The following is a 15,383-nucleotide window of genomic DNA, read 5'->3' on the forward strand; positions in this document are numbered from 1 at the left end:
CACGTGCTCTACGACGAAAACGTCGCCTTCCCCGACCTCGCCCAGCAGCAACGCCCCGCAGCGGCTTGACAGATCAACCGCATCGGATGTCTGGCTCACCCTCGCCGCCACTGCTTACAACCTCACCCGGGCCGCCGGCCACCTCGCCTCCGTCTTCCACGCCAGGGCACGGACCGGCACCATCCGCCGCCACCTGATCAGCGTTCCCGCCCGGATCGCCACCGGCGCCCGCCGCCTCACCCTCCACCTGCCCCAACTCTGGCCCTGGCAGGACGACTTCACCGACCTGTGGACAGCAACCGGACAGCGCATGGTCACCTGACCCGCGCGACCGCCCTGCCAGCCCACGACCCGAAAGACCTGGGAGACCCCGCACCGGACGGCCACCCGGCAATCGCCGCTGCCCGCACCCCGGAGAAACACCCAGAACCCGCCCGACACCCGTGATCAGAATCCACGCGGTGGATCGAGGATCAGATCATCCCGCTCGGTTGAATACCCGAGGTTGGCAAGACCATTTTGGCCGAGCAGCTCTTCTTTCTGCGGTGAGCCGTCCACGCGTTTTCGATGAGGACTACGCCCCCGGCGCCATCACCGCCGGCTGGCGCGTGAGCCGGGTCACAGTGCGCGAAATTAGTAGGACGTCCTAGTATTTCGGGGGCCGGTCCGCGTCCGGCAGGGAGGACGCGCCGAGCGCACTCTGCGGAAGGAATGGCCATGGGTTCCGAGTAGAAGATCCTCATCGTCGAGGGAACGCGCACCTCAATCGGCAGCTTCGGCGGCAGCGTTTCGAGACGTCCCAGCGCACAAACTCGGCGGCATTGCCGCGCGATCAGCCCTGTCTTGGGTGGGGGTGGAGCCGGAAGGTGTCCGCGAGGTCGTCATGGGCTGCATCAGCCAGGTCGGCACAGATGCCTACAACGCGCGCCGGGTGGCACTGTCGGCCGGGCCGCCGACGAGCGCACCGGCATACATCGTGAACCGGCTGTGCGGCAGTGGGCTGCAGGCGGTGTGGTCGGCGGTGATGCAGATGCGCTGGGGCGGGGTGGACATCGCGTTGGCCGGCGGGGACGAGAACATGTCCCGGATGCCGTACTACGACTTCGTGGCTCGTTCCGGCTGCAAGCTCGGCGACCGCACGCTCGTCGACGGGCACGGTTGTGACGCTCATCGGCCTCTTCCGCGATGTCCACATGGGTCTTACAGCGGAGAACATCGCCCCGAAGTACGGCGTCCCGCATCGGGAACAGGACGAGTTCGCGGCCGAGTCGCGGCGGCCAAGGACGCCTTCGCGGAGGAAATGCCGCCCGTTGCGATGGGCGGCCGGAAGCCCCACACCGTGGAGGTGGACGAGCATCTCCTTACGGCGGTGCGATCACGCTGGAGAACCCGATAGGGGCGACCGGGGCCATCCTGACCCATGGGGGTGCCCAAGGACCTCGTACGGCGCGACCTGGAGCTGGGCGTAGTCACCATGTGCGGCGGCGGCCAGGCCTGGCCGCGCTCCTCCGCCGCGCCTGATCAGCGTTTCCACCCCCGCCCTGACCAACAGCACCTACCAGGAAGCGAACCAGAAGATGACCGACGAATCCGTCCGCTACGAGTGCAACGCCGGCCTCGCCCGGATCACATTGGCCCGACCGACCCGAGCGAACGCGGTGGACTTGCCTGCTGCCCGCGCTCTCGGCCGGATGGTGGAGCGGGCGGCAGCCGATCCCGGGGCGCGAGCGCTGCTCGTCCGCGGCGAGGGCCCGCGGTTCTGCGCCGGGGGCGACGTGGCGGCGGTGGCCGCCGCCACGGACCGGTCGAAATACCTGGAGGAGCTGGCCACCACCCTCGACCTGGCCCTTCAGGGCCTGGCGGGGCTGCCCATACCGGTGGTCGCCGCGGTCCAGGGCGCCGTGGCGGGGGCAGGACTGGCCGTGATGCTCAGCTGTGATGTGATCGTCTCGGCTGACTCGACAAAGTTCCTGATGGCCTACGCTGGTGTCGGCCTGACCCCCGACTGTGGCGTGTCATCCCTGCTGCCGCGCGCGATCGGGCAGGTCCGGGCACTGGAGTTGGCCCTGACGGGACGTACGCTCACCGCCGCCGAGGCCCACGCATGGGGGCTGGTCACCGAAGTGGTGGACGATGACGCGCTGGAGACGCGCGCGGCCCAGCTCGCCGAACGGCTCGCAGCCGGGCCGACGTTCGCCCTCGGGCAGGCGAAGCGCCTCCTTCGTTCCTCCTGGCAGACCCCGCGGGAGCAACTCGGCCGGGAGGAGGCCCGCGTGATCGCGGACGCGGTCACGCGGGTGGAGGCGGCCGCGCTCCTCACGCCCTTCGCCGGTCGTTGAGGACATTCAGGCGTGGGTGGCAGGCGCCCCCCCGCCTGCGCGGAACAGTTTCGACGCCACGGTGAGAGCCGGAGCTCGAAACCTCCACCCGCAGTGAGCCAACTTGCCCACCCCCGTACTTTCAGCCACAAGGTCAACACTTTCAGTTATTTACTAGGACGTCCTAGTATCACTCCCGTCGTCGTTCTTCTGATCTGTCTGGGAAGGCCCCCATGAGTGATCTGCACCGTCCCGTGCATCCTGTCCGCCTGGTCACGGCCTCGGCCCTGTTCGACGGGCACGACGCGTCGATCAACATCATGCGGCGGATCTTCCAGTTCCAGGGCGCCGAGGTGATCCACCTCGGGCACAACCGGTCGGTGCAGGAGGTCGTGGACGCGGCGCTGGAGGAGGACGCGCACGGCGTGGCCGTCTCCTCCTACCAGGGCGGACATGTCGAGTATTTCGAGTACCTGGTCGAGTCGCTGCGCGCACACGGCGCGGACCATGTCCGTGTGGTCGGCGGTGGCGGCGGCGTCATCGTGCCCGAGGAGATCACCCGGCTGCGCGGGAGCGGGGTGACCATCTTCTCCCCCGAGGACGGGCAGCGGATGGGCCTGGCCGGGATGGTCAACTCGGTCGTGCGGGACTGCGACTTCGACCTCTGGGACGGCAAACCGGCCGACGCGGCCGCCGTACTCGCGGGCGACCGGTTCGCGATAGCCCGCGCCATCACCGGTGCTGAACTCGGCAAGCTACCCGTGGAGTTCCTGGACCAGCTGCGGGCCGCTGCGGCGGCGCGGACCACGCCGGTACTCGGCATCACCGGCACCGGCGGCTCGGGAAAGTCGTCGCTCACCGACGAGTTGGTCCGCCGGTTCCGGGTCGACCAGCAGGACAAGCTGCGTATCGCGGTGATCGCGGTCGACCCGACCCGGCGCCGGGGCGGCGGCGCGCTGCTCGGTGACCGGATCCGGATGAACTCCCTGGACGGCAACCGGGTGTTCTTCCGGAGCCTGGCCACCCGCGGCAGCCGCGAGCTGCCCGAGCACCTCGCGGACGTGATCGACGTCGTGAAGGCCGCCGGGTTCGACCTGGCGATCGTGGAGACGCCGGGCATCGGCCAGGGCGACGCGGCGATCGTGCCGTTCGTCGACACCTCGCTGTACGTGATGACGCCGGAGTTCGGCGCCGCCTCGCAGCTGGAGAAGATCGACATGCTCGACTTCGCCGACGCCGTGGCCATCAACAAGTTCGAGCGGCGCGGCGCCAAGGACGCGCTGCGTGACGTGGGTCGCCAACTGGTGTGCAACCGCGAGGCGTTCGGGATGTGGCCCGAGGACATGCCGGTGTACGGCACCTCGGCGGCGACCTTCAACGACGACGGCGTCACCGCGCTGCACCAGTACCTGAAGACAGTCCTGGCCGAGAAGGGACTGCCCTTGTCGGAGGGCACGCTGGCACCGGTCGACGTACGCCACTCCTCCGGCATCCGGCAGGTCGTCCCCGTGGACCGGGTGCGCTACCTTGCCGAGATCACCGACACGATCCGCGCCTACCACGCCGAGACCGAGCGACTGGCCGAGGTGGCACGGCGGGTGCAGCGCCTGGAGACGGTCGCGGGCGAACTCGTCGAGGCCGGCTCCGACGCCGGGACCGTGCAGTCACTCCTCGACGGCGCCCGCAGGCAACTCCCGCACGGCGTACGCGAGCAGATCGAGAACTGGCCCGCCGTGGTGACGTCGTACTCCGGCGACCAGCAGGTCGTGAAGGTCCGCGACAAGGAGATCCGCACCAAGCTGACCCGCGAGTCCCTGTCCGGCAACAAGATCCCCCGCGTCGCCCTGCCCCGCTTCACCGACCACGGGGAACTGGTGCGGTTCTGGCGCCGGGAGAACCTGCCCGGCCACTTCCCCTTCACAGCCGGGGTGTTCCCCTTCAAACGCGATGGCGAGGACCCGGCGCGCATGTTCGCCGGCGAGGGCGACCCGTTCCGCACCAACCGCCGCTTCAAGCTGCTCTCCGAGGGCCAGCCGGCCACCCGGCTGTCCACCGCCTTCGACTCCGTCACCCTCTACGGCCGCGACCCGGACGAACGCCCCGACATCTACGGCAAGGTCGGCACCTCCGGCGTCTCGGTCGCCACGCTGGAGGACATGAAGGCGCTCTACGACGGCTTCGACCTGATATCCCCCATGACCTCGGTCTCCATGACGATCAACGGGCCCGCTCCGACCATCCTGGCGTTCTTCCTCAACACCGCCGTCGACCAGCAGATCGACCGCTTCCGTGCCGCCGAGGGCCGCGACCCGTCACCGGACGAGGCAGCCGAACTGCGGGCCCACGCGCTGGCGAACGTGCGCGGCACCGTGCAGGCCGACATCCTCAAGGAGGACCAGGGCCAGAACACCTGCCTGTTCTCCACCGAGTTCAGCCTGCGGATGATGGCCGACATCCAGAAGTGGTTCATCGCGAACAAGGTCCGCAACTTCTACTCGGTGTCCATCTCCGGCTACCACATCGCCGAAGCCGGCGCGAACCCCGTCAGTCAGCTCGCCTTCACCCTGGCCAACGGCTTCACCTACGTCGAGGCCTACCTCGCCCGCGGCATGCACATCGATGACTTCGCCCCCAATCTGTCGTTCTTCTTCTCCAACGGCATGGACCCCGAGTACTCCGTCCTCGGGCGGGTCGCCCGCCGCATCTGGGCCGTCGCCATGAAGGAGAAATACGGCGCGAACGAGCGCAGCCAGAAGCTCAAGTACCACGTCCAGACCTCCGGACGCTCCCTGCACGCCCAGGAGATGGACTTCAACGACATCCGCACCACCCTGCAGGCACTCACCGCGATCTACGACAACTGCAACAGCCTGCACACCAACGCCTTCGACGAGGCCGTCACCACCCCCACCGAGGACTCCGTCCGCCGGGCCCTGGCCATCCAGCTGATCATCAACCGGGAATGGGGCCTCGCCATGAATGAGAACCCCTTGCAGGGGTCGTTCATCATCGACGAACTCACCGACCTGGTTGAGGAGGCCGTCCTGCAGGAGTTCGAGCGGATCAGCGAACGCGGCGGCGTGCTCGGCGCCATGGAGACCGGCTACCAACGCGGCCGGATCCAGGACGAGTCGATGCTCTACGAGCAGCGCAAGCATGACGGCACCCTGCCCATCATCGGCGTCAACACCTTCCGCAACCCCCACGCCGACACTGCCGAACCCGGCGTCATCGAACTAGCCCGGGCGACCGAAGAGGAGAAGCAATCCCAGCTGGAGCAAGTACGGGACTACCAAACGGCACACCGCGACCAGACCCACGCCGCGTTGGCCGCTCTCAAGGAGGCGGCGGTGACCGACCGCAACGTCTTTGCTGTCCTCATGGACGCCGCCCAGGTCTGCTCACTGCAGCAGGTCACCGACGCCTTCTTCGAGGTCGGCGGGCAATACCGCCGCAACGTCTGATTCGGCCCCGTGAACGACACCGTAGCTAATTATCGGAGAGGACTTCAGATGGACCCTGTTACCCGTCTCGGCGTTGTCGGTTGCGGCCTCATGGGCTCCGGCATCGCCGAAGTCGCCGCACGCAACGCCCTCGACGTCCGCGTCGCCGAGGCCACATCCGAGGCCGTCGACGCCGGCAAGCGCCGTATCACTGGCTCCCTGGACCGGGCCGTGCAGCGCGGCAAGCTCAGCGAGGAACACAGAGACCAGGCTCTCGCCCGGATCTCGTTCACCCACGACCTCGGGGACATGGCCGACCGCCAGTTCGTCATTGAAGCCGTCGCCGAGAACCGCGACATCAAGACCAACGTCATCCGGACCCTCGACAAGGTCGTCGCTGATCCGCGCGCCGTCCTGGCCACCAACACCTCCTCGCTGCCCATCGTCGATCTCGCGGTTGCCACCGAGCGCCCCGGGCGGGTCATCGGGATGCACTTCTTCAATCCAGTGCCGGTGCAGCGGCTGGTCGAGTTGATCCCCGCCCTAACCACCAGTGAGGACACCCTGGACCGTACGCGTCGTTTCGCTGCGGAGCAGCTCGGCAAGGCAACCGTCCAGGCACCCGACCGCTCGGGCTTCGTCGTCAACGCCCTGCTCGTGCCCTATCTCCTCAGCGCGGTGCGCATGGTGGAGTCGGGGTCCGCACGGCCGGACGACATCGACCAGGGCATGGAACTCGGCTGCGCCCACCCCATGGGCCCCCTGCGCCTGCTCGACCTCATCGGCCTCGATACTGCCCAAGCGGTGGCCGAGTCCATGTACGAGGAGTTCAAGGAACCGCTCTACGCACCGCCCGCCCTCCTGCGCCGCATGGTCGCCGCAGGCCACCTCGGCCGCAAGAGCGGCCGCGGCTTCTACGCCTACGAGGTTTGAAAGAGCGAGCATTGAGCAGAGACCGTTCTGCTCGGCATGGTTGCCGGCCACCATGCGCGAACTCTCACCGAATCCGCCGGCAGGATCACCCGTCACGCAATGCCTTCCGGGCTCCGAGCCACCAAGCAGCAACCCGGTGGAGTGCACGCTCTCAACGCCAGCGGCCCTGCCGGAGCCGGCGCGATGTTCGCAGCCAAGGTGACCACGATCCCCGATAGAAAGGCCGATCACACCGCACCTCGTGCACGGTTCCTACGGCGTACAAGAGGTCTTGAGCCTCTCGACAGCACGCTGGACCTTCATCTGTGTGAGAAACCGGCGCGGCCTCGACAGCGACAACCGGAGGAATCCCTGCCTCCTTGCTCGTCTTTACGTGGCCGCGCGACTGAGCTAGAGCCAGACGACGGGGGCGAGGTCAGGAAGACTGTAATGGGGGCCGACCCCAAGCCGAGTTCGCACGGGTGATCGATCACTCGCTCGGTCTCGTCCGGGTACTCGCAAGGCGCTGGTGGGAGCCTCACTAGCAGGCGCCGAACGATACCATCACCGGTCTGGAGCACAGGCGGCCGACAAGGTGCGGTAGTTGTCAAGTCAAATGAGACGTTCGTGGTGCTATGAACCTTGTGGTCCGCCGAACTCGATGCGGTGAGCGGGCTCGGCGACGGCGTGATCAGCCTCCCGGGCCAGGATCGCCTCCGGGATGCGCCGGTGCCCGCCCGCGACACCCGGTCCGGCTCGTCGCCCGGCTGCCCCGCCCTGCCGGAACCGGTACACCTCGGTGGCGTCGCGCAGCTGATTGGCCATCGCGCGCAGCCGCAGATTCGAGAACCCGCTGGGCATCGCGTGGTGAAACGCCGCATGAGCGGCGAGCCATTCCTCCTGGACCGAGCCCGCATCGTTCAACGCCGAGGACTGGGCGAGCGGGTCATGGGCCGCGACCAGATCGGCCTCGAACCGGACGTCCCTCGGATCGAGGCATCGCGGGAGACGGCGCGGCCATGTGGATCGTGATGTCAAGCCGGGGGTGAAGGCGACGGCGGAGTTCCGGCGCTCGCCGCGCGATGGCGCCTCGCCGACGAGCAAGACGCGCACCGGAGCCACACATTCGCGCACCCACGATACGGGTTTGCCGCGCTCCGGCCATGGTGTCCACGGTGGCGGCGGTGCGGTCTGCGCCGTCGAAGCCGGTGAGCGACGGCAGACCGGTGCCACCGCCGTGCCGGCCCCGACTCGGCCGGTGCACATCGCCGACCCCGCGAGCAGCGTGAAGGAGTCGCGGCCAGCGATGCGGGATCAGTCGACCGACTCGTGGCCCGGCTCGCCCGCCAGGCCAGCGCAGTTGACGGCTGAGGGCAACGACGCCATGGCCGGGATCCGGATGCTCGGTCGCCGCTGTGACATCAGTCGTCGGTCGGCGCCTGCGTCCGGGATTCCCTGCGGCTTCGATAGTCGGCGTACCAGATCAGGGAGGCCGGGTCATCGACAGCTCCGGAATCGGCGACGTCGGCGACGTTCGCGCCCTGGAGCAGCCGTTTGACCGGGACCTCCAGCTTCTTGCCGGTTCGGGTGTGCGGGATGGCCGGCACCGCAATGATCTCGTCCGGTTCGTGCCGGGGTGAGGCGTGTTCCCTGATGGCAGCGCGGATGCGGCCGACGAGCTCGTCGTCGAGCCGGCTCCCGTCCTGCAACCGGACGAACAGCGGCATCCAGTAGCCGCCGTCCGGCCGCTCAGCGCCGATCACCAGTGCTTCGGCGACTTCCGGGATAGCCTCGGCGGCCTGGTAAATGTCGGCGCTTCCCATGCGGACGCCGTTGCGATTCAGCGTCGAGTCCGACCGGCCGTGCACCATCACGGAACCACGGTCGGTGATCGTGATCCAGTCGCCGTGCCGCCAGACGCCGGGATACGCCGAGAAGTAGGCCTCGAGGTAGCGTTTCTGGTCGGGGTCGTTCCAGAAGTACAGAGGCATCGAGGGCATGGGCCGGGTCACGACCAGCTCTCCCATCGCGCCGCGCAGGGGCCGTCCCTGAGGGTCCAGAGCATCGAGGGCCACGCCCAGGCACGGGATCGACAGTTCTCCCGGCCACACCGGCATCGTGGGGACACCACCGGCGAAGGCGCTGACGATGTCCGTGCCTCCACTGGTGGACACGACCTGGACGCGCTCGGCGACGTGCTCGGCGACCCACGTGTAGGCCGGCGCTGGCAGATGGGAGCCCGATGAGCCGATCGCGCGCAGCGCGGACAGGTCGAAATCCCGCCCCGGCTCCGCGCCGGTCTTCTCGCATGCGGACAGGTAACCGGGGCTCGCACCCAGGAACGTCACCCGGTGACGTGCCGCGAGAGCGAACAGAGCGTCCGCGCCGGGGTGGGTGGGACTGCCGTCGTAACAGACGATGGTCGAACCGACGAGCAGGCCGGAGATGAGGTAGTTCCACACCATCCAGCTCGGTGTGGTGTACCAAAAGAACGTGTCCTGTGCGCCGAGGTCGTTGTGCAGGGACAGGACCTTCAGGTGCTCCAGCAGCACGCCGCCGTGGCCGTGCACGATGCCCTTGGGCGCACCGGTGGTGCCGGAGGAGAACAGGATCCACAGCGGGTGGTCGAACGCCACCGGGGTGACCGGCGAATCGTCCGGTACTGTGATGGCCTCCGCCCATGTCTCGACGCGGCCGGGCAGCTCGAAGGGCAGTCCCAGCCGTGGGATGACGACGCTCGCCTCCACGCTGGGCAGGGCGGCGAGGAGTTCAGCCGCGGCTACGCGGCGGTCGCGTTCCTTCCCGGCGTAGCGGTAGCCGTCGGCGACGACCAGCACGGTGGGCTCCAGCTGGCGGAACCGGTCGGCTGCGGCGCCGGGCGCGTAGTCCTGTCCACAGCTCGCCCAGACGGCTCCGATGCTGGCTGCCGCGAGGAAAGCGACGACCGACTCCGCGATGTTGGGCAGGTAGCCAGCCACACGGTCGCCGTGTCCCACACCCAGCCGACGCAGCGTCCCGGCGAACGCCCTCACCTGCTGCCCCAGCTCCGCCCAGGTCAGAACCCGCTCACGGCTGCCGCTGCCGTCGGCCGCGGGCTCCGCCACGTCGATCACGGCGGCCCGGCCGGGGTCCCGGTCCCGGAAGATCTGGTCCACGTAGTTGAGCCGCGCGCCGGAGAACCAGCGTGCGTTGGGCATCGGGTCGCTGGACAGGACCTCCTCGGCGCGGGCGGTCGCCGGGACGTCGAAGTAGTCCCATACGGCCAGCCAGAACTCAGGCATCCGCTGCACCGACCATGACCACAGGGCCGGATAGTGGTCGGCTGCCTCGGCGGGCGCCCCGCGCTGCGCCACGCACCAGCGGGCGAAGGCGGTGACGTGGGCCTGCTCGACCGTCTGCTTGTCGGGTACCCAGCTGGGTGCGGCGGTGTTCATCGCTGCTGTGCTGGGTAGCCGGCGCCGGCCGTCAGCGGGTTGCGGATTTCACCGATACCTTCGATGGAGCTGATGAGGATGGTGTCGGGGGTGAGGTAGCGCGGTGGGGTGCGCGCCATGCCGACACCGTGCGGGGTGCCGGTGAAGACGAGGTCGCCGGGCAGCAGGGGGCATACGGCGGAGAGGCGGGCGATCAGCTCGGGCACGGAGAAGATCATGTCCTTCGTGCGGCCCTGCTGGAGGATGTCGTCGCCGACGCGGCAGGAGAGGGCGAGGTCGTCGGGGTTCTGGAGCTCGTCGGGGGTCACGATGGCGGGCCCGATGGGACCGAAGCCGGGGTAGGACTTGCCCAGGGAGAACTGGGGGACGGGGCCGGCCAGCTGGACGGAGCGCTCGGACAGGTCCTGGCCGACGGTGAGTCCGGCGACGTGTGACCAGGCGTCCTGTTCACGGACGTGCTCTGCGCGGCGTCCGATGACGGCGACGAGTTCGACTTCCCAGTCGACTCCCGGGCTGGGCAGGGCGACCACGTCGTAGGGGCCTGTGAGGCACGTGGGGAACTTGGTGAAGACGGGGGGCGCGTCGGGCGCGGCCACGCCGGATTCGGAGGCGTGGTCGCGGTAGTTCAGGCCGATCGCGAAAACCTGCGAGGGACGCAGGAACGGCGCCCCGAGCTCCTGCGGGGTGAAGGGCACCGCGTCGTCCAGACCGCGGGAGTCTGCCCACTCGGCCAGTTCGTCCCAGCGCTCGAAGAGGGCCGCCATATCGGCGGGAAAACGTCCGTCGCTTGCCAGAGCGATGTCCAAGGCCCGGTTCCCGGACAGGACCGCAGGCCGACCGCGTACTGTGCCGACACGCATAGGTGTAACTCCTTGAATAGGTCGGATAGTGCCTCGGGCAGGCAGCTGTCACGCCGAAGGCCCACGGGCACCGGGTGCCGCTGGGGTCAGCCGGGGCTGTGTGAGCCGCAATGAGTGCGGCGAGATCGTCGGGGGCGAGGAAGGGGAGGGCGGAGCAGGGCGCCAGTTGCAGAGTCCAAGGGCGCATACGACGGCTTCGGGCTTCCGCAGAACGCCGTCGACGGGACTGCCCGCCGCCCCGCACCCCGCTTGGCCTCCGGGTCGAGCCGCCCCAAAGAAGCCGCAACCCGGTCCAGGTCGTCGGGATTGTGCGCACCGATCCCGAACTTCAACAGTCGGTGCCGCGACGCCCTGACCAGCTGAAGCTGCTCACCGCAGCCCTGGGCCGAGAAGGCGAACGGGTCGTCCGTCGCCGACTCGTCAGTCACTGAGAGACCGAAGGCGCGGTAGTACGCGACGGCCTCCGCGGGACTCGGCCCCCCGATGGTGATCGAAATCAAGCGATGCAGACCCACTACCCCTCCTCGGATCGCTGCCGCCTTGTCGGCCGCCAGTCCCGTGGGACCACCCAGACTTCGGGATACACATGGCCGCGCAGTCATGCGGCCCGACTTCCATGCGTCTCCAGCATGGCAGGCTATTAACGGTAAAGGCAACTAATTTCGATAATCTCTCCGCCCGTCTGACACTTCCCGGCCCGAGCGGAGGGGTCACGCCCGACGGCGGCCGGGGCCACGACGGACGGGCCGGAACGCCGGAGTGATCGACCGCGCAAGCTCTCGACCTTTATCGATTCTGATGATAAATTTCGATAATTCTTCCCGGGCGACGGCCCGCTGTTCCTCGGCTGTCGCCAGGTGTGACATCCCACGCCCCACCGCACTTGCGAAGGAGGCCGCCACCGCACCGGGTTCGCCCACGCCGCCTTCGCCGCGGCGGGGTCCGCGCGTGGCCACCGACATGTCTGATCTGCGTGAAGTCGTCATCGTTGATGCCATCCGTACTCCGATCGGGCGCGGTCACCCCGAGAAGGGCTACTACCGCGCCACACATCCAGCCGATCTGCTCGCCACCGCCTACCGGGCAGTGGTGGAGCGCAGCGGTATCGAGCCGCTGAAAGTCGATGCCGCGCTCGCCGGCTGTGTCCAGCAGTTCGGCCAGCAGAGCATGAACATCGCCCGCACCGCGTGGCTGCAAGAAGGGCTCCCGCTCGAGACGGCAGCCATGACGCTTGATCTGCAGTGCGGTTCAGCGCAGCAGGCCGTCAACCTCGGTGCCACGCTGATCGCTTCAGGCGTGCACGACGTGGTGATCGGGGCCGGGGTCGAGCATATGGGCATCAACTCCTTCGCCGCCGCCGCACAGGTGCAGGAGGAATTCGGCTCCCCGATCACCCCCGCACTGCTGGAGCGCTACGACATCCGGGGGCAGGGCATCGGAGCCGAGCTGATCGCCGAAGCCTGGGGCATCTCCCGGCACGACATGGAGCAGCTCGCGGTTCGCTCCCACCGCCGCGCCTGGCAGGCCACCGAAGAGGGCTCCTTCGCCCGGGAGATCGTCCCGGTCACCACAGAGGGAGAGCTCCACGTCCGCGACCAGGGCATCCGCGAGGACGCGAGCCTCGACGCTCTGACCCGGCTCAAGCCGGCCTTCAAGCAGGACGGAAGGATCACCGCTGGGACGTCATCGCAGATCTCCGACGGCGCGGCCGCAGTGATGCTCGCCGACCGTGCGACCGCCGAGCGCCTTGGCCTTAGGCCCCGCGCCCGCGTCGTGGACCAAGTCACCGTGGGATGCGACCCGGTACGGATGCTGGAGGGCCCGATCCCCGCCACCCGGAAGATCCTCGGGCGCAACGGCATGGGCATCGGCGACATCGACCGCATCGAGGTCAACGAGGCCTTCGCGTCCGTCGTGCTCGCCTGGGAGAGGGAACACAAGCCAGACATGGAACGCGTCAACGTCCGCGGCGGGGCCATGGCTCTTGGCCATCCGCTGGGCTCGTCCGGCGCACGCCTCATCACGACGCTGCTGCACATCCTCGAGGACGAAGACGCCGAGACCGGTCTGGTGACGATGTGCTGCGGGGGCGGCCTCGGCACCGGCACGCTGATCCAGCGGCTGTGAACGGTCCGAGCATGACCGGCGGCGAGCGGAAGGCCACCCGACGCGGGCGCCACCGTCCGCCGCAAGGACCGGCCCTCGTTGGACCGTCCGCTGACCACACCGAGCCGCATACCAAAGGGAGCACCATGAAGACCCGGTTCACCGAACTGTTCGGCGTCGAGCACCCGATCACCATGGGCGGGATGCAAGCAGTCGGCCGCGCCGAACTGGTCGCCGCAGCCGCCAACGCCGGATGCCTCGCATTCCTGTCCGCGCTCACCCAGCCCACACCCGCCGACCTGATGCGCGAGATCGAACGCACCCGGACCCTCACCGACAAGCCCTTCGGTGTCAACCTGACCATCCTGCCCACGATCACGCCGCCGCCCTACGCGGAATACCGGCGCGCCATCATTGCCGCCGGGATCCCGGTCGTCGAGACAGCGGGAGCCAACCCCGCCGAACACGTGGAAGACTTCAAGGCACACGGCATCCGCGTCATTCACAAGTGCACCGCCGCCCGCCACGCAGTCAAGGCGGAGAAGCTGGGCGTGGACGCCGTGTCCATCGACGGCTTCGAATGCGCGGGCCACCCCGGCGAGGACGACATCCCCGCACTCGTCCTGATCCCCTCCACCGTGGACAAGATCTCGATTCCCGTCGTGGCGTCCGGGGGCATCGCCGACGCGCGGGGGCTGGTCGCGGCACTGGCGCTGGGCGCGGACGCCGTCAACCTCGGCACGCGCTTCATGTGCACCGCCGAAGCGACCATCCACGAGAGGGTCAAAGAAGCCATCGTCGCTCACGACGAGACGTCGACTGATCTGATCTTCCGGTCCTTCAGGAACACGGCACGCGTCGCCCGCAACGCCGTCAGCCAGCGCGTACTCGAGATCGAACGGCAGGGCGGCACCTTCGACGACGTGCGCGACCTGGTAGCGGGCGCCCGCGGCCGCGAGGTGTACGCCACCGGCGACATCGACCACGGCATCTGGTGGGCAAGCACGGCCCAGGGACTGATCCACGACATCCCCACCGTCGCCTCGCTGGTGGACACAGTCATGAAGGAGGCGACCGCGATCGTCGGCGACAGGCTCACCCGGCTGGCCCAGGCCGTCTGACCGAACACCGGCTGCCCGTGACGAAGCCGCCAGCCGACGACGTGAACCCCTTCCAAATGCGCTGCTGCCGCCCGCGGTGGCCCGCGCCCGGGTCGCCGCGGGCACAGATGGTGATCATTCGTCGATAATGTCGGAAACTCCAGTGGTTATCGCTAATCAGCTACACTCGTGGAGTGGCAACCAAAGGCGCGACGCGTACCGAAGAGGTCTACGACGACATCCGCAGCGACCTACTCAACGGGACGTTCGAACCCGGTCAACGGCTGAAGCTGGCAGGACTCGGACAGCGGTTCGGGGTGAGCCTCTCCGTCATACGGGAGGCACTGACGCGGCTCGCGGAGCAGGGGCTCATCGTGTCGAACCCGCAGCGTGGGTTCAGCGTGGTCGCCCTGTCGGTCGCGGACGTGTCCGACCTCACCAACGTCCGCATCCAGGTGGAGTCGCTCGCCCTGCGGCAGTCGTTCGCCCTGGGAGGCGTGGAATGGGAGACATCGGTCGTCGCCACCCATCACACTCTGGAGCGCACTCCGGTTACCAAAAGCGACGGCCGGTTGAACGAAGCCTGGTCCATCGCCCACCGCGCCTTCCATCAGGCCTTGCTGGCCGGATGCCAAAGCCCTCGCCTGGAGGCAATTGCCAATTCGGTGCGCGACAGTGCCGAGCTCTACCGCCGCTGGTACTGGTCGCTCACCGAGGATCATGCGCGTGATCTGTCCGCCGAACACCGGCAGCTCAAAGAGTTCGCTCTGGCTCGAGACGCCGATGCGGCGGTTGCCGCACTCACTGAACACATCGCGAGAGCTCCTCGGGCACTCATCGCCTACGCCCAAGAGCACGGCCTGGAAAGTCCTGCCACGGAGGGCTCCGCAAGGGCACGCTGAGCGTTGTGGGCGTGCCTTTGCAGGCGGGCGCGGGTGCAGCGCGGCCTAGTACGAGGCCCTGCCCGACCCGAAGCCGTGCTCCAGTTCGCGATCATCGGCAACATGGCCCGTCGGCTCACTGGCGAAACCACACCAACCTGGTCAGGCGCGTCAACTTGACCCGGCCGTAAACGACCGGGCTTGGAGGTAGTGCCCAGCTGGCTGCTGGGTGGGCTCCTCCGTCCAGACACCCCTATGGGGTGGCAGGGACGCGTGACTCACGCCCCGCAGTCCACACAGCCTCGCCCTTACGGGCGATGTTGCGGGAG

The 15,383-nt window shown here is 68.3% G+C and carries 11 protein-coding genes and 1 pseudogene; 9 read left to right on the forward strand and 3 right to left on the reverse strand.

Annotation, left to right across the window (positions count from 1 at the left end; all coding sequences use genetic code 11):
- From ACFV9O_RS37000 to ACFV9O_RS37025, 6 genes and pseudogenes are all read left to right on the forward strand, one after another.
- The coding region (locus ACFV9O_RS37000) for a transposase (protein ID WP_385426515.1) at window positions 1-322 on the forward strand (322 nt) is incomplete at its 5' end.
- Between the two features lie 498 nt (window positions 323-820).
- A pseudogene (locus ACFV9O_RS37005) lies at window positions 821-1,090 on the forward strand (beta-ketoacyl synthase N-terminal-like domain-containing protein); the annotation flags it as partial.
- Window positions 1,091-1,193: 103 nt separating this feature from the next.
- Window positions 1,194-1,469 (forward strand): hypothetical protein, encoded by a 276-nt coding sequence (locus tag ACFV9O_RS37010; protein ID WP_385426539.1) that lies wholly within the window; start codon window positions 1,194-1,196, stop codon window positions 1,467-1,469.
- Window positions 1,470-1,577: 108 nt separating this feature from the next.
- On the forward strand, window positions 1,578-2,339 hold the full coding sequence (locus ACFV9O_RS37015; protein ID WP_385426518.1) for an enoyl-CoA hydratase/isomerase family protein: 762 nt from the start codon (window positions 1,578-1,580) through the stop codon (window positions 2,337-2,339).
- Between the two features lie 212 nt (window positions 2,340-2,551).
- The gene (icmF, locus tag ACFV9O_RS37020) at window positions 2,552-5,782 is read left to right on the forward strand and encodes a fused isobutyryl-CoA mutase/GTPase IcmF (protein ID WP_385426521.1); all 3,231 of its coding nucleotides are present in this window, start codon (window positions 2,552-2,554) and stop codon (window positions 5,780-5,782) included.
- 48 nt (window positions 5,783-5,830) lie between these two features.
- On the forward strand, window positions 5,831-6,694 hold the full coding sequence (locus ACFV9O_RS37025; protein ID WP_385426524.1) for a 3-hydroxybutyryl-CoA dehydrogenase: 864 nt from the start codon (window positions 5,831-5,833) through the stop codon (window positions 6,692-6,694).
- A gap of 612 nt (window positions 6,695-7,306) precedes the next feature.
- On the opposite strand, the gene ACFV9O_RS37030 is transcribed toward ACFV9O_RS37025, so the two are convergent.
- From ACFV9O_RS37030 to ACFV9O_RS37040, 3 genes are all read right to left on the reverse strand, one after another.
- Window positions 7,307-7,786, reverse strand: coding sequence for an FCD domain-containing protein (locus ACFV9O_RS37030; RefSeq protein WP_385426526.1), 480 nt, complete (start codon window positions 7,784-7,786; stop codon window positions 7,307-7,309).
- 308 nt (window positions 7,787-8,094) lie between these two features.
- Window positions 8,095-10,107: an acetoacetate--CoA ligase gene (locus ACFV9O_RS37035; RefSeq protein ID WP_385426529.1), complete on the reverse strand. Its 2,013-nt coding sequence runs from the start codon at window positions 10,105-10,107 to the stop codon at window positions 8,095-8,097.
- On the reverse strand, window positions 10,104-10,967 hold the full coding sequence (locus ACFV9O_RS37040) for a fumarylacetoacetate hydrolase family protein (protein WP_385426532.1): 864 nt from the start codon (window positions 10,965-10,967) through the stop codon (window positions 10,104-10,106). The genes ACFV9O_RS37035 and ACFV9O_RS37040 overlap by 4 nt, the downstream gene beginning before the upstream one ends.
- Window positions 10,968-11,936: 969 nt before the next feature.
- Here ACFV9O_RS37040 and ACFV9O_RS37045 point away from each other — a divergent pair.
- The 3 genes from ACFV9O_RS37045 to ACFV9O_RS37055 all read left to right on the forward strand — a co-directional run bounded on the left by ACFV9O_RS37045 (window position 11,937) and on the right by ACFV9O_RS37055 (window position 15,075).
- On the forward strand, window positions 11,937-13,094 hold the full coding sequence (locus ACFV9O_RS37045) for a thiolase family protein (protein ID WP_385426541.1): 1,158 nt from the start codon (window positions 11,937-11,939) through the stop codon (window positions 13,092-13,094).
- An 11-nt stretch (window positions 13,095-13,105) separates the two neighbouring features.
- Complete coding sequence (locus ACFV9O_RS37050) at window positions 13,106-14,194, forward strand: NAD(P)H-dependent flavin oxidoreductase (protein WP_385426534.1); 1,089 nt, start codon at window positions 13,106-13,108, stop codon at window positions 14,192-14,194.
- Window positions 14,195-14,367: 173 nt separating this feature from the next.
- Complete coding sequence (locus tag ACFV9O_RS37055) at window positions 14,368-15,075, forward strand: GntR family transcriptional regulator (RefSeq protein WP_385426537.1); 708 nt, start codon at window positions 14,368-14,370, stop codon at window positions 15,073-15,075.
- Window positions 15,076-15,383: the final 308 nt, after the last annotated feature.

Origin of the sequence: Streptomyces sp. NPDC059909 (assembly GCF_042730885.1) — a bacterium.
GTDB lineage: Bacteria > Actinomycetota > Actinomycetes > Streptomycetales > Streptomycetaceae > Streptomyces.

Excerpts from the sequence above, each read along its gene's own strand:
- ACFV9O_RS37010 (WP_385426539.1), top strand. The coding sequence starts at position 1,194 with ATGGGTCTTACAGCGGAGAACATCGCCCCGAAGTACGGCGTCCCGCAT.
- ACFV9O_RS37015 (WP_385426518.1), top strand. The coding sequence starts at position 1,578 with ATGACCGACGAATCCGTCCGCTACGAGTGCAACGCCGGCCTCGCCCGG.
- icmF (WP_385426521.1), top strand. The coding sequence starts at position 2,552 with ATGAGTGATCTGCACCGTCCCGTGCATCCTGTCCGCCTGGTCACGGCC.
- ACFV9O_RS37025 (WP_385426524.1), top strand. The coding sequence starts at position 5,831 with ATGGACCCTGTTACCCGTCTCGGCGTTGTCGGTTGCGGCCTCATGGGC.
- ACFV9O_RS37035 (WP_385426529.1), bottom strand. The coding sequence starts at position 10,107 with ATGAACACCGCCGCACCCAGCTGGGTACCCGACAAGCAGACGGTCGAG.
- ACFV9O_RS37040 (WP_385426532.1), bottom strand. The coding sequence starts at position 10,967 with ATGCGTGTCGGCACAGTACGCGGTCGGCCTGCGGTCCTGTCCGGGAAC.
- ACFV9O_RS37050 (WP_385426534.1), top strand. The coding sequence starts at position 13,106 with ATGACCGGCGGCGAGCGGAAGGCCACCCGACGCGGGCGCCACCGTCCG.